This window comes from Albidovulum marisflavi (assembly GCF_025751435.1).
Lineage (GTDB): Bacteria > Pseudomonadota > Alphaproteobacteria > Rhodobacterales > Rhodobacteraceae > Albidovulum > Albidovulum marisflavi.
The window spans coordinates 180,770-193,037 of the sequence record NZ_JAOWKY010000006.1; the positions used below are offsets into that span (position 1 = coordinate 180,770).

15 protein-coding genes are annotated in these 12,268 nt (G+C 63.9%); 3 read left to right on the plus strand and 12 right to left on the minus strand.

The window, feature by feature from the left end:
* Together OEW28_RS18040 and OEW28_RS18045 are read right to left on the minus strand one after the other, a co-directional pair.
* Complete coding sequence (locus tag OEW28_RS18040) at nt 1-618, minus strand: MarC family protein (protein ID WP_263736190.1); 618 nt, start codon at nt 616-618, stop codon at nt 1-3.
* A gap of 3 nt (nt 619-621) precedes the next feature.
* Nucleotides 622-2,466, minus strand: coding sequence for an ABC-F family ATP-binding cassette domain-containing protein (locus OEW28_RS18045; protein WP_263736191.1), 1,845 nt, complete (start codon nt 2,464-2,466; stop codon nt 622-624).
* 184 nt (nt 2,467-2,650) lie between these two features.
* On the opposite strand from OEW28_RS18045, the gene ndk reads away from it, so the two are divergent.
* A complete protein-coding gene (gene ndk, locus OEW28_RS18050; RefSeq protein ID WP_263736192.1) occupies nt 2,651-3,073 on the plus strand; it encodes a nucleoside-diphosphate kinase in 423 nt (140 codons plus the stop codon).
* Between the two features lie 106 nt (nt 3,074-3,179).
* Here ndk and OEW28_RS18055 read toward each other — a convergent pair whose 3' ends face one another.
* The 3 genes from OEW28_RS18055 to OEW28_RS18065 form a co-directional block, all read right to left on the minus strand.
* Entirely contained in the window at nt 3,180-3,524 is a 345-nt protein-coding gene (locus tag OEW28_RS18055; RefSeq protein ID WP_263736193.1) for a TfoX/Sxy family protein, read from the minus strand.
* A gap of 79 nt (nt 3,525-3,603) precedes the next feature.
* Entirely contained in the window at nt 3,604-3,885 is a 282-nt protein-coding gene (locus OEW28_RS18060) for a hypothetical protein (protein WP_263736194.1), read from the minus strand.
* Nucleotides 3,886-3,998: 113 nt separating this feature from the next.
* A complete protein-coding gene (locus tag OEW28_RS18065) occupies nt 3,999-4,562 on the minus strand; it encodes a DUF4202 domain-containing protein (protein WP_263736195.1) in 564 nt (187 codons plus the stop codon).
* Between the two features lie 167 nt (nt 4,563-4,729).
* Between OEW28_RS18065 and OEW28_RS18070 the strand changes: the two genes are divergently transcribed.
* Nucleotides 4,730-4,987, plus strand: a complete 258-nt coding sequence (locus tag OEW28_RS18070; protein WP_263736196.1) for a hypothetical protein — start codon at nt 4,730-4,732, stop codon at nt 4,985-4,987.
* A 62-nt stretch (nt 4,988-5,049) separates the two neighbouring features.
* Here the strand turns inward: OEW28_RS18070 and OEW28_RS18075 are convergent, their stop codons facing one another.
* Nucleotides 5,050-5,265: a DUF1127 domain-containing protein gene (locus tag OEW28_RS18075; RefSeq protein WP_263736197.1), complete on the minus strand. Its 216-nt coding sequence runs from the start codon at nt 5,263-5,265 to the stop codon at nt 5,050-5,052.
* A gap of 108 nt (nt 5,266-5,373) precedes the next feature.
* Between OEW28_RS18075 and OEW28_RS18080 the strand changes: the two genes are divergently transcribed.
* Nucleotides 5,374-6,777 (plus strand): aminotransferase-like domain-containing protein, encoded by a 1,404-nt coding sequence (locus OEW28_RS18080; protein WP_263736198.1) that lies wholly within the window; start codon nt 5,374-5,376, stop codon nt 6,775-6,777.
* Between the two features lie 3 nt (nt 6,778-6,780).
* Here the strand turns inward: OEW28_RS18080 and OEW28_RS18085 are convergent, their stop codons facing one another.
* The 6 genes from OEW28_RS18085 to speB form a co-directional block, all read right to left on the minus strand.
* Nucleotides 6,781-7,398 (minus strand): TetR/AcrR family transcriptional regulator, encoded by a 618-nt coding sequence (locus tag OEW28_RS18085; protein ID WP_263736199.1) that lies wholly within the window; start codon nt 7,396-7,398, stop codon nt 6,781-6,783.
* Complete coding sequence (gene ppk2, locus OEW28_RS18090; RefSeq protein WP_263736200.1) at nt 7,391-8,287, minus strand: polyphosphate kinase 2; 897 nt, start codon at nt 8,285-8,287, stop codon at nt 7,391-7,393. Before ppk2 ends, OEW28_RS18085 begins: the two co-directional genes overlap by 8 nt.
* Nucleotides 8,288-8,346: 59 nt before the next feature.
* Nucleotides 8,347-9,285, minus strand: coding sequence for a homoserine O-acetyltransferase MetA (gene metA / locus OEW28_RS18095; RefSeq protein WP_263736201.1), 939 nt, complete (start codon nt 9,283-9,285; stop codon nt 8,347-8,349).
* 36 nt (nt 9,286-9,321) lie between these two features.
* The gene (locus tag OEW28_RS18100; RefSeq protein WP_263736202.1) at nt 9,322-10,185 is read right to left on the minus strand and encodes an ATPase; all 864 of its coding nucleotides are present in this window, start codon (nt 10,183-10,185) and stop codon (nt 9,322-9,324) included.
* 159 nt (nt 10,186-10,344) lie between these two features.
* Nucleotides 10,345-11,235 (minus strand): DMT family transporter, encoded by an 891-nt coding sequence (locus OEW28_RS18105; RefSeq protein WP_263736203.1) that lies wholly within the window; start codon nt 11,233-11,235, stop codon nt 10,345-10,347.
* 37 nt (nt 11,236-11,272) lie between these two features.
* Entirely contained in the window at nt 11,273-12,262 is a 990-nt protein-coding gene (gene speB, locus OEW28_RS18110) for an agmatinase (RefSeq protein WP_263736204.1), read from the minus strand.
* Nucleotides 12,263-12,268 lie beyond the last annotated feature (6 nt).

The window sequence follows — 12,268 nt, forward strand, 5'->3', positions numbered from 1 at the left end:
TCACATCAGGCCCGTGCCGCGGACGCCATCCAGCACGAACTGGACTGAAAGCGCGGCCAGAAGCATCCCCAGAAGCCGGGTGATCACGACGATCCCGGTGCGGCCCAATAGGCGTTCGACAAACGGCGCGGCAAGGAACAAGAGGAAGGCGATTCCGACGACCGTGATCATGACCGCATGGATGGCAAGCGTATGGGCGACACCCGTCGCGGGTGAGTTGTTGACCAGCAGGATCATCGTCGTGAAAGCGCCTGGCCCGGCGATCAGGGGCGTTGCCAGCGGAAAGACCGAAGGGTCGTGTTCGGGATCCGCGTGCTGACCCTCGCGCCTTTGGGTGCGCCGTTCGAAAAGCATGTCGAGCGCCGTGATGAACAGCAGGATCCCGCCCGAGATGCGAAATGCCGGCATCGAGATCCCGATGACGCTCAGGATCTTGTCGCCCAGAAGCCCGAAGAGCGTCATCAGCACTGCGGCAATGACGCAGGCGCGCAGCGCGACCGCGCGGCGGTGTGCGGAACTAATGCCCTGCGTCAGCGCGATGAACAGGGGGGCAAGCGCAATCGGGTCAACGATCACGAACAGCGTGACGAAGGCAGTCAGGTAGAGCTGTGGGTCCAAGGGTCAAACCTCTGCAGCTTCAAGCTTTTCGGCCGCCTTCATCCAAAGGGCCTCTGCCCGGTCAAGTGCCTGCATCACCTCGGCATACTTCTTCTGCCAGACGGCGGCTTCGTCAGGGCGGGCGTAGAGCTCCGGATCGGCCAGCTTCACTGACAACTTGTCGCGCATATCGTTCAGCTTGGCTAGCCTTTCGTCGCATTTGCGCACTTCGGCCTTCAGCGCCAGCATCGCCTCGCGCGAGGGACGGGCGGGCTTTTCCTTGGGTTTGGTCACCGGCTTATCGGATTCGTCCCCTGCCAGCAGTTCCCGGCGGTATGCGTCCAGATCCTGCGAATAGGGCGCGACCGCCCCGCCTTTGACCAGCCACAGACGGTCCGCGACAAGGCCAAGCAGGTGCATGTCGTGCGACACCAGGATGACCGCGCCGGAATACTCGGTCAAGGCTTCGACCAGCGCCTCGCGGCTTTCGATGTCAAGGTGGTTGGTCGGTTCGTCAAGGATCAGCAGATGCGGCGCATCCAGCGTCGCCAAAGCCAGCGACAGCCGCGCCTTCTGCCCGCCCGACAGCCGCCCGACCGCGGTTTCCGCCTGATCCGCCCCAAGGCCGAAGCCTGCGAGCCGCGCGCGCAGCTTGGCCTGGTGTTCCATCGGCCGCAGCCGCTGGATGTGTTGCAAGGGCGTTTCGTCCAGGTGCAGTTCATCCACCTGATGCTGCGCGAAATAGCCGATCCTGAGCTTGGAGGACCGCGTGATCTTGCCCTCACAGACTTCAAGTTTCGCGGCTAAAAGTTTGGAAAGCGTCGATTTGCCCTCGCCGTTACGACCCAGAAGTGCGATCCGGTCGTCCTGGTCGATGCGAAGCTCCAACCGCTTGAGCACCGGCGCGCCGCCATAGCCCACCGCCGCGCCGTCTAGGGTGATGATGGGTGGCGAAAGCTGTTCGGGCGCGGGGAAGGTGAAGACGACCTTCTTCGCCTCTTCGGGCGCAAGGATCGGCGTCATTTTTTCAAGCATCTTGACCCGGCTTTGCGCCTGTACGGCCTTGGATGCCTTGGCCTTGAACCGGTCGACGAAGCTTTGCAGATGGGCGCGCCGGGCCTCTTGCTTCTTGGCCTCGGCGGCCTGAACCGCGCGCTGTTCGGCGCGCGAGCGGGCGAAAGTGTCGTAGCCCCCTGACCAAAGCGTCAGCCTGCGGTTTTCCAGGTGCAGGATCGAGTTCACGGCGCGGTTCAGAAGCCCGCGGTCGTGGCTGATGACGATGACCGTGTGCGGGTATTTCGCCAGGTAGCTTTCCAGCCACAGCGCCCCTTCAAGGTCCAGGTAGTTGGTCGGTTCGTCCAGCAGCAGCAGGTCGGGCTGGGCGAACAGGACGCCCGCCAGCGCCACGCGCATCCGCCATCCGCCCGAAAAGTCCGAACACGGGCGGCGCTGGTTCTCGGCGTCGAAGCCCAACCCCTTGAGGATCGCCGAGGCGCGGCCCTCTGCCGACCAGGCGTCGATATCGGCCAGGCGCGCCTGGATATCCGCGATGCGGTGGGGGTCTTCCGCGGTCTCCGCCTCGGCCATCAGGCTTGCGCGTTCGGTGTCCGCGGCCAGCACCGTGTCGATGAGTGAGGCCGAGGACGACGGCACCTCTTGCGCCACGCCGCCCACGCGAGAGCGGGAGGGCAGGGTGATCTCGCCCCCTTCAAGGGCAAGTTCGCCCCGGATCAGGCGAAAGAGCGTGGTCTTGCCCGTGCCGTTCTGCCCCACGAGTCCGACCTTGTGGCCGGTTGGAATCGTTGCCGAAGCGCCGTCGAACAACGGGCGCCCCTCGACCGAATAGGTGATGTCGGAAATCCTCAGCATGCGCGGGCCTTAGCAGAGGCCGCGGACGACGAAAAGCGCCCGCCTTCCGTTCGCGCGCCAATTCCGTCCGCTAGTCGTCCGAAGTCACCTGTTTGCACGACCTTTTCAAACACGCGCGCGCGTGTTAGCAGGCGCGCGATCCAAATCCGGCGCGTGATGCGCGCCCCCAATCATAGGTTCCGACATGGCTGTGCAACGCACCTTCTCGATCATCAAGCCCGACGCGACCCGCCGCAACCTGACCGGCGCGATCAACGCCAAGCTGGAAGCCGCTGGCCTGCGCATCATTGCCCAGAAGCGCATCCACCTGACCAAGGCGCAGGCCGGCGTGTTCTATGCGGTCCACAGCGAGCGTCCCTTCTATGACGAACTGTGCGAATTCATGTCGTCCGAGCCGATCGTCGTCCAGGTTCTGGAAGGCGAAGATGCGATCGCGAAGAACCGCGAAGTGATGGGCGCGACCAACCCCGCTCAGGCCGCCGAAGGCACCATCCGCAAGGAATTCGCGCTTTCGATCGGTGAGAACTCGATCCACGGTTCCGACGGCGAAGACACCGCGGCCGTGGAAATCGCCTACTTCTTCTCGGGCCTCGAACTGGTCGGCTAAGCCGAAACGGTTCAAGATCACGAAGGCCCGCGCGGGGAAACCGGCGCGGGCCTTTGCTTTTCGGGATCGCGCCGTCGGGCAGAAAGCCCCGCGATATGGCGCAGCCTTACCGCTTTGGCCTGAGGCCCAATTCGTCAAACACCGATTCCAGCTTGCCATCGCCTTGGATTGGCGTTGCCTGCGCGGAAACCCGCGCCTTGATCGCATCGAACCGCGCGCGCAGTCTTGCCTTTTCTTCGCCCCGGCAATCGTTCCAGGGCCTGCCCTGCAATCCCATCAGCATGGCGTAGTAGCCTATGAAGTGGGGCGGGTTGCCTGCCAGCAGGAAGCGTTCATACGCCGCGTCCGGCCCCATCGCCTCGATCTCTTCGGCCGAGTGGATGCCGGCGCGGGCAAAGGCTGCCTCGGATGCGGGGCCTAGATTGGGGATGCTGGAAACGGGGCGGGGCATGGCCTTTGGTCGGGTAGGGGGCGCTTGAGCCCCCAGACTAGCCGCGATGGGGCCAAGGACAATGCCTTGTTTGGTGGCCTCAGATCGAGGCCCAGTCGGTGATGGTCTGCTCGCCCATCCGCGGGCTCTGCTGCGCCTCGCCCGGCTGGGTCGTGCGGCGCTGGCTTTCCTGCGCCATCTGGCGTTTCTTGTCCGCGGCCTCGCCTTGCTGAGAGCCCTCGACCTCGCCCGAGGTCATTTGCGGGGTATTGTCCATAATGGCTGTTCCATCCTTGGTCTTGCCTGTGACGCCCCGATCCTGGGATCCGGGCGCGGCGCAGATAGGGCCGAAAAGCGGCATCGTCAAGAGAGTTTGCGGCATCTCCGCGAACGCGCAAAACGAAGGGCTGCAAAAGGCATGGATCCGCCGCAATTGTGCGACTTATCCACAACAACGCCTGCGCTTCGGTCGTATTGGTGGCAATTTGGGAACGGTTACTGGCTTCGGAAGGCCGCGGCGAAGGGTTCCGGAAGCGAGAACTCCTTCAAAGCCCGAGCCCTGGCGCCCTCCGACATCTTGCGCGCGGTCTTTTCGACTATCCTGAGCAGGTCTTCGGGGTCGCGGCCCTCGGCAAAGGGGAAGAAATACCAGCGAAGGAAGACGAAGCAGATCACATCCTCAAGCGCCTGCACCTCTTCGTCGCGCTTGATCCCTTCCTTTCGCAGGAGTGTCCCCACGCGCTCGGCGTCAGTCTCATCGTATCCGGCCGCGCGCATGATGTCGCCGACGCGGCGGGCATGGAAGGCCGCCAGATCGCGGCGCCAGGCCAGGTAGCCCGCCCGACCTTCGGGATAGGAGGCGCGTGGCGATGTCCAGCGCTCGATGTGCTGCCCGCGCGCGGCGATCCTCAGGATGTCAGAGGCGTCCGGGAATAGCCTTGCCAGTTCCGCGCTCATCCGTTCGCCGTAAAGCAGGGCCGCAGGACGGCCCTCGCTCCGGTCGGGGTCGTTCGCGTTGGCTTCATCGATCTGGGCATGGACAGCTTCTAGGCGGGACATGGCGTTCCTATGGATTTTCCGCGACCCTTGCACCCGCGCGGAACAGGGTCAAGTGGGGCCGCCGTGTTGCCTTGCCGACTCGCTCACCGGGATTTGTTCGGCATCCGATTGACGAAACCCCGGTGCAAGCACATCCTGCTTGGTAGAGGCAGCATAACGAGCAGAAAATGCCCTTGCACAAAACCTACCATAACTCCTCCGGGGGATTTGATTTCCTTGGTCTCAGGCAGATCCGGGGTGGCGATGTGGAGATCATCTACGACGACGGGGTGGCGCGCCGCATGGTATGGCGCGTTCGTTCGGCGGTCGGTGATGGCGTGATCGGTGACGCCCTGCGCCACGCGGTCAATCAAAGCCGCGTCGTGCCCGCGCTCTACGCCGAGCTCAAGAAGCGCTCAATCGCGATAGAGGCCGTGATCGGTTGAAAAAGGCCGGGCGATCGCCCGGCCAGTTGGAAGAAGCTCCACAGGGGATGGTTGTGGAGACTTCAGCCCTGCCAGAAACGGCGGGAGCATTCCGCCTGCGCGGTCATCTGGTCAATTCCGATGTCGCGCAGCAGGTGATCGTCAAGCCGGGCAAGATCTCGGCGTGCCTTTGCGCGCTGGCTTGCGGTCACGACAAATTTCACGATCCTGGTCACGGCGCGCGCAACAAGGCCGATTGCGCGGGGCAAAGCGTGTGCTGTCTTGGCGAGTTGTGTCATCGGATCACCTTTGTATTGATACAATGCAGGATTACTGCTGGACATATGGCTACAATGTGGGCACAATATCGTCCATAGAAACATTGTCATGGATACAAAGAGGGGCGCATGGCCGAGGTTTGGCGACCGGAACTGGCACAATTCGCGGGTCCGAAATATCTGGCGCTAAGTCATGCACTGCGGGCGGCGGTTCGTTCCGGCGAACTTCCCGAAGGGGCCAAGCTGCCGCCGGTCCGCGAATTGGCCTGGCAGCTTGGCATCACGCCCGGCACGGTGGCGCGTGCCTACCAGATCGGGACACAGGATGGCCTGCTTGAGGCCGTGGTGGGGCGCGGAACGTTCGTCGCCGCCCGCAACCCGCGCCTGGGACCGACGCAGCCGCTTTTCTCTGACGCACCGGCCCTGCCCGACAGGGCCGATGGGCCGGTCGACCTGCGTGCGCCGCAGCTGCCGGACGCAGGCCATTCGCAGGCTTTCGCCCGCATCTTGTCCGAAATGGTGCGTGAGGGGTGCGACTGGCGCAGCTATCCGACCAACCGCCGCGATCTGCCTCTTCGGCGCGCCTTCGCGGATTGGCTGTCGGACCGATCGCTGGGAACGTTCGACGCCGATGACCTGGTGCTGACCCATGGTGGGCAGAATGCGGTCGGGCTTGTCATGCAATGCTGCCTGCGCGGAGAGCGCCCGTCGGTCTTGTGCGAAGAGCTGGCCTTTCCCGGGTTCCGCCGCGCGGCACGCATGAATCGCGCCGACGTCGTCGCGGTGCCGCTGGATGCCGAAGGCATCGTGCCAGAGGCGTTCGATGCCGCTTGCCGCCGCACCGGGGCGCGGCTGCTGTGCGTGACGCCCGAAGCGCAGAACCCCACCGCCGGGCGGATGAGCCTGGAACGCCGCCGGCGCATCGCCGAAATTGCTGCGATCCATGACGTTCAGATCATCGAGGACGACTGCTATTCGGTGGCCGAACCCTCGGCCCCAGCCATAAGGGCGCTGGCGCCCGACCGCACGTGGTATGTCACTTCGCTGTCCAAATCGGTGTCGGCGGGACTCAGGGTGGGGGCGATCGTCTGTCCGACCGGGCATGGCGAATCCGGCCGGATAGCCGCACAGCATTCCTACTTCGGTCTGGCGCTGCCGCTTGCGCAGATTGCGCTGAAGCTTTTTACGACCGGTGAGGCGGTACGGCTGCGCGATGCGGGGCAGGCGGTCTTTGCGCAACGGCTGGAGCTGCTGCTCAACATCCTGGGTCGGCACGAAATGCGCTGGCAGAAGGGGCTGAGCTTCGTCTGGTTGCCGCTGCCGCGCGGCTGGCGCGGCTCGACATTCGCGCGGGAGGCAGAGGCGGCGGGCGTGCTGGTCAGGTCTGCCGACGAATACGCGCTTGTCGACGGTCACGCCCCGAATGCGGTTCGCATCGCGCTGGATGCCGAGGCCGATGAGCCGCGCTTCACCTCGGCCATCGCGACGCTGGCGCGGCTTCTGGATAATCCGCCCGCCGCTATCCCGGTCTGACGCTCAGCTGTCGGGCGGCACAAGCCCAAGCCCGCGAAGGTAGATGCCCATCCCGGCCTCAAGCAGCTCTTCCGGCGGGAAAAGGGACCGTGCGCCGGGCGCGCCTCGGGCGAACAGTTCGACGACACCATGGCTCAGCGCCCAGATATGGGCGGCGAACATGGCAGCGGGCGGTCGGCGGTGTGCAGGAAGCTGCTTGGTCAATTCCTCGGCCGCGCGGGTCAGAACCGCACGCGAACGTTCGGCGGTGCGCGCCAGCGCAGGGTCCGCGTTCAGTGAAATGCCGCTTTCGAACATCGCCATGTAGTGGCCCGGAAACTTGCGCGCGAAGGCCAGGTAGGCGCGTCCCGTCGCCTCGAACGCGCGCAGGGCCGAGGGCTTGCCGTCATTGTAGGCATGTTCCATCAGATCGCCGAAGATCTCGAAGCCCTGGCGGGCACACTCGGCGATCAGGTCGTCGCGGCCCGCAAAGTGACGGTAAACGGCGGCGGGAGTGACGCCCGCCGACTTCGCGGCGTCGGACAGCGTGAACCCTTGGGGCCCTTGCTGTTCGATAAGCTTCAGCGCGGCCTCGATCAGCGCCTGTTTCAGATTGCCGTGGTGATAGCCCTGCTTAGCCATTCAGAATTTCGGGCCCGCCGCAAATCTTGCTGTCCACCTTGCCGATCGCGTTTGTGTCCTTGCCCGCGTAATCGACGGCGTGAAGCGCCGATTGGATCGCGGCGATGCGCGCGCGGGCCTTGTCATCCGCGCGGATGACCGTCCAGGGCGCAATCCTTGAATGCGACTTCTCAAGCGTTTCGCGGATCGCGGAGGTATATTCGTCCCACTTCTTAAGCCCTTCGACGTCGATCCAGCTGAGCTTCCACTGCTTAAGCGGATCGCTTTCACGCGCCAGGAAGCGCCGCAGCTGTTCTGCCCTGTCCACGTTCAGCCACAGTTTTACCAGCGTGATCCCTTCGTCGATGAGCATCTGCTCGAACCCGGGAAGCTGGCGGAAGAAAAGCTTGCGCTGGCCCGGGGTGCAGAAGCCGAAGACATGCTCCACCACGCCGCGGTTGTACCAGGATCGGTCGAACAACGCGATTTCGCCTGCAGCGGGCAGCCAGTCGATGTAGCGCTGGAAAAACCACTGCGTCGCTTCCCGTTCGGTCGGTTTCGGCAAGGCGACGATGTAGGCGTTGCGTGGGTTCAGGTTTTCGCGCATCCGCTCGATCGCGCCGCCCTTTCCGGCCGCGTCGCGCCCCTCGAACAGAACGCACAGCCGCTTGCCGGTCGCGCGCAGGTCGAACAGCATCTTGACCAGCTCTATTTGCAGCAGGTCCATCCGCGCGTCGTAATCCTTGCCCTTCATCACCCGGTCGTAGGGATAGCTTTCCGAAAGAATGTCCTTCTTGTCAGCGGTCTCGATCGCGCGGCGCACCTCGGCGGGGGCTTCGGTCTCAAGATACCGCGTGATGTCGCCGACGAAGGGAATGGCCTGGGGGGCGGCCTTTTCGGGTTTTGCCATGCGCGATCTCCGTTCCAGTGCGGCCAGTATGGCGATTGCAGGTCCGGTTGCAATCACGCCTAGCCGCGCCAGTCGGTGCTTTCCTGGCCGATCCGGTCCATGTCGAAGGGCGTGGTCAGATAAATTTCGCTTACCCAGTTGCCGTAAAGCAGATGCGCATGGCCGCGCCACCGGTTCAGGGGGGGCAGGCTGGGGTCATCGTCGGGATAGTAGTTCAACGGCACGTTGATGGGCGTGCCGTTGGCGACGTCTCGATCATATTCCTGCTTGAGCGTGTCGCTGTCGTACTCGAAGTGGTTGAAGATGTAGAGCGCGCGGTGTGACGGATCCTCCACCAGGCAGGGGCCGACCTCATCGGACCCCAGAAGGGTCCGCAGCCCCGGCGCGGCGTTGATTTCATCCTGCCTCATCTCTGTCCAGCGGCTGACCGGGATGACGAAGTCATCGGAGAAGCCGCGCAGGTAGGGAGAGTTGGGCGCGAGGTTCTGCTGGCGGAAGCAGCCGAACGCCTTGTGGTTCAGCATGTGTTTGCCGACGCCGTGGAAATGGTGAATCATCGCCATGCCGCCCCAGCAGACGCCGAAGGTGGAATGGACGTTGGTCTGGGTCCAGTCGAAAATCTCCTCCATCTCGTCCCAGTAGGTCACCTCTTCGAACGGAAGGTGTTCGATGGGGGCGCCGGTGATGATCAGACCGTCAAACTTTTCGTCCTTCACCTCCTGGAAGGGGCGGTAGAACTCCTCCATGTGTTCGGACGCGGTGTTGCGTGTCTGATGTTCCGACATGCGGATCAGCCGGAAGTCGATCTGAAGCGGCGTCGCGCCGATCAGTCGGGCAAACTGGTTTTCGGTCTGGATCTTCTTGGGCATCAGGTTCAGCAACCCGATGCGGATCGGTCGGATGTCCTGATGCGCGGCACGGTCCGGCGTCATCACCATCACGCCTTCCTTCGACAGGACGTCAAAGGCGGGCAAGGTGCGGGGCAGGGTTATGGGCATCGGGTTTCTCCTTCGGGACCGCCGTAGATAGGCCGATCAGCGGGTCTTCTCAAGGGCGTCGGCGACAAGCGAGGCGAAGTCCGCGGCGGTGCGCAGGCTGGCGACGCTTTCGGCGGGGACGGTAAGGCCCCAGTTCCGGGCCATCGCGTCGTAACGCGGCTGGCGGTGATCCAGCAGGCGCGCATAGGCGAAGCGAAGGAACCCGTCAGGGTCAACGCGGTCGGCGGGCTGGTCTTCCTGATTCAGATAATCGGCCCACGCATTAAGCAGGAACTCAGGCTGGTAATAGATCGGTTTGGGGTCTCGGTCGAAGCGGCGTATCAGTTCGGCCCGGTGCGACTCGTCGCCCCGGATCCAGATCATCAGCACGGTTTGTGAAAGATCGGTCAGGACCGGGTCGCTGGCGTCCTCCGGGTCCACGACTTCGCAGATCGAGCCACCGGAATCGCAGACGAAGTTCGCATAGCCATACAAGTCGTGCGCGCGGTTTGCGAAATGGCCGGTGTCGTGCAGGGCTGCGATCTCTGCGGTGCGGTGCTGGTCCTGCCGGCGCTGATATTCGGCGAAGGGCAGCCCCCCGCGCGCCGCGTCGCCGGGCTTGCCGAGGTAGGTCGAAAGTGGCGACAGGTTGTTGAATGTGATGTTCGAGGTGATGTGGACGCTGTCCGTCATCAGCAGGTCGCGCAGCAGCGGCACCTTCATCGCCTCGCGCTTGAAGTTGTCGGCGATGTGTTCGCCCATGTAGCGCGTTCCGATGCGATAATCGATCGAATAGTGGAACCAGTCGCCACTGGCGCGCAGCATGTTGGACACATGGGTCTTGCCAAGTCCGGACATGCCGAAGAGAAGCACACGCTTCTGTTCTGCACCCAGCCACTCTTCTGCCGTCCGATAGATCATCACGCCGCCTGCCCGGTTGGTTTCGATCGTTCCTAGCGGTGGGCAAAGGAATTTTCACGCGGAAATTTCACCGGGCGCGGCAACGGGGAGCGTCGTAGGTGTCGACGGCTCGGTCGCCGGTCCGAAATCTGTCCCATGCTATGCGTCAGATCGGCTCGATCAGGCCTTGCCTGATACCAAGGCGCGCATTCTGACCCCCGCCAGATTGAGCCAGTTCGCGAAGAAGATGACCGCGCCGCCCAGAAAGACCCAAAGGTCGATGGGTTCGCCATAGGCCAGCATGCCGATGATGGCGATCACCGGCAGGCGCAGGAAATCCACGGGCACCACGACCGTCGCGGGCGCCAGTGCCAGCGCCTTGGTCAATCCCAGGTGCGCGACGATCCCTCCGACACCCATGGCCAGGACCCATGGAAGCTGCGGCGTTCCGGGCAGGGCGATCACCCCATCCCACCCGGCCAGCGCGGCGGAAAAGGCGCTTTGCATGAGCGTCAGCCAGAACAGGATGCAAACCACCGTCACCCGCCGCGTCAGCCGCTTGGTCACGATGGCCGTTCCCGCGAAGGCGACTGCCGCCGCCAGCGCCAGCAGGATGCCAGGACCCATCCCGCCGTGGGCAAACGGCCGCGCGACCAGAAGGATCCCGCCAAATCCGATGACCGCCGAGACCAACTTGGTCGCGGTCATCCGCTCCCCCAAGAGCAACGGCGCGGCCAGCGCAACCATCAGCGGCGAGGAGAATTCAACCGCGAAGAGCTGCGCGAGCGGGATCAGCGCCAGCGCGTAAAGCCAAAGGTTCTGACCCGCGAAATGGATCAGGTTGCGGAGCACATGGATGCCCAGCCGATCGCCCGTGATCTCATGCCGCCGCCCCGAAAGGGTCGCGTAGGCGATGATGATCGCCACGCCGATCAGCGAACGGTAAAGCATCATCTCCGGGGGATTCAGCGCCCCGCCGATCTCGCGCCCCGATACGGCAATAAGCGAAAACCCGGAGACCGAGCCCATCATCCACAGCGCGGCCAGGAAAGGGCGGTGGACGTCGGTCATATGCGCTCCGTAACCGGTTCGTCACGTCTCTTGGCGCTTAAGCCGGGGATTGTCCAGAACGGGTTGCGCGCGCATGGAAGATGAAGCCCAGAAAGTTCAGCAAAAGCTGCGCCGCCAGGATCGAGGTCGACCCGGTCGGGTCATAGTCCGGCGCGACCTCGACCAGGTCGATGCCCACGATGTCATGCGCCTGTGCAGCGCCCTGCAGGATTTCCAGGACCTCGTAGTAAAGAAAGCCGCCATGGCTGGGCGTTCCCGTGCCCGGCGCGATCGAGGGGCAAAATCCATCTATGTCGATCGTGACGTAAAGCCGTGCCCCCTTGGGAATGCGCGCCAGCACGCCCTCGCGACCCAATGTGCGGACCTGGCGCACCGAAAGGATGTCGGCCCCCATCGCGCGGGCCGCTTCGTACCCTTCCTTTGCTGTTGAAGAGACATTGCGGATGCCGAGCTGCGTCAGCCCGGTGACGAATCCCCGTTCGGCGGCGCGGCGCATCGGGTTGCCGTGGCCGTGGCGCACGCCGTGGCGTTCGTCCACGAAATCCAGATGCGCGTCGATCTGAAGGATGTGGATCGGGCCATCCCGTTCACAGACCTCGTCAAAGGCGCGCACGCAAGGGATGTTGACCGAGTGGTCGCCACCGATCACCACCGGCAAAGCGCGCGCCCTAAGAATCGCGCGCACCCCGGCCTCGATATTCGCGTGGCTTTTCTCGGTATCGGTGTGGACGATGTCGGCGTCGCCGATGTCGACGATGCGAACTTCGGGGCCCAGGTAGGTGGCATCGTCCTCGTGGTCGTAAGCGCCTGCGTGGCCAAAGGAAAAGAGTGTCGAAGCCTCGCGCACGCCGCGAGGGCCAAAGCGCGCGCCCGCACGAAACTGGGTGCCCATGTCAAAGGGCGCGCCAAGGATTGCCGCGTCGGCCTCGATCGCATCCCAATCGGCGACATAAGGTTTCTTGCCGAAGGTGGCGATCCCCACGAACGGAAGGTTCAAACGTCCGCTTTCGTATCCGTGGCCGGCCATTTCATC

What these genes read in the sequence shown, in the direction of transcription:
- OEW28_RS18065 (WP_263736195.1), bottom strand. Translation starts at nt 4,562, where the DNA reads ATGTCCCGCCTAGAAGCTGTCCATGCCCAGATCGATGAAGCCAACGCG.
- speB (WP_263736204.1), bottom strand. Translation starts at nt 12,262, where the DNA reads ATGGCCGGCCACGGATACGAAAGCGGACGTTTGAACCTTCCGTTCGTG.
- OEW28_RS18070 (WP_263736196.1), top strand. Translation starts at nt 4,730, where the DNA reads ATGCCCTTGCACAAAACCTACCATAACTCCTCCGGGGGATTTGATTTC.
- OEW28_RS18055 (WP_263736193.1), bottom strand. Translation starts at nt 3,524, where the DNA reads ATGCCCCGCCCCGTTTCCAGCATCCCCAATCTAGGCCCCGCATCCGAG.
- OEW28_RS18060 (WP_263736194.1), bottom strand. Translation starts at nt 3,885, where the DNA reads ATGCCGCAAACTCTCTTGACGATGCCGCTTTTCGGCCCTATCTGCGCC.
- ndk (WP_263736192.1), top strand. Translation starts at nt 2,651, where the DNA reads ATGGCTGTGCAACGCACCTTCTCGATCATCAAGCCCGACGCGACCCGC.
- OEW28_RS18075 (WP_263736197.1), bottom strand. Translation starts at nt 5,265, where the DNA reads ATGACACAACTCGCCAAGACAGCACACGCTTTGCCCCGCGCAATCGGC.
- OEW28_RS18080 (WP_263736198.1), top strand. Translation starts at nt 5,374, where the DNA reads ATGGCCGAGGTTTGGCGACCGGAACTGGCACAATTCGCGGGTCCGAAA.
- OEW28_RS18085 (WP_263736199.1), bottom strand. Translation starts at nt 7,398, where the DNA reads ATGGCTAAGCAGGGCTATCACCACGGCAATCTGAAACAGGCGCTGATC.
- OEW28_RS18045 (WP_263736191.1), bottom strand. Translation starts at nt 2,466, where the DNA reads ATGCTGAGGATTTCCGACATCACCTATTCGGTCGAGGGGCGCCCGTTG.
- OEW28_RS18100 (WP_263736202.1), bottom strand. Translation starts at nt 10,185, where the DNA reads ATGATCTATCGGACGGCAGAAGAGTGGCTGGGTGCAGAACAGAAGCGT.
- OEW28_RS18105 (WP_263736203.1), bottom strand. Translation starts at nt 11,235, where the DNA reads ATGACCGACGTCCACCGCCCTTTCCTGGCCGCGCTGTGGATGATGGGC.
- metA (WP_263736201.1), bottom strand. Translation starts at nt 9,285, where the DNA reads ATGCCCATAACCCTGCCCCGCACCTTGCCCGCCTTTGACGTCCTGTCG.
- ppk2 (WP_263736200.1), bottom strand. Translation starts at nt 8,287, where the DNA reads ATGGCAAAACCCGAAAAGGCCGCCCCCCAGGCCATTCCCTTCGTCGGC.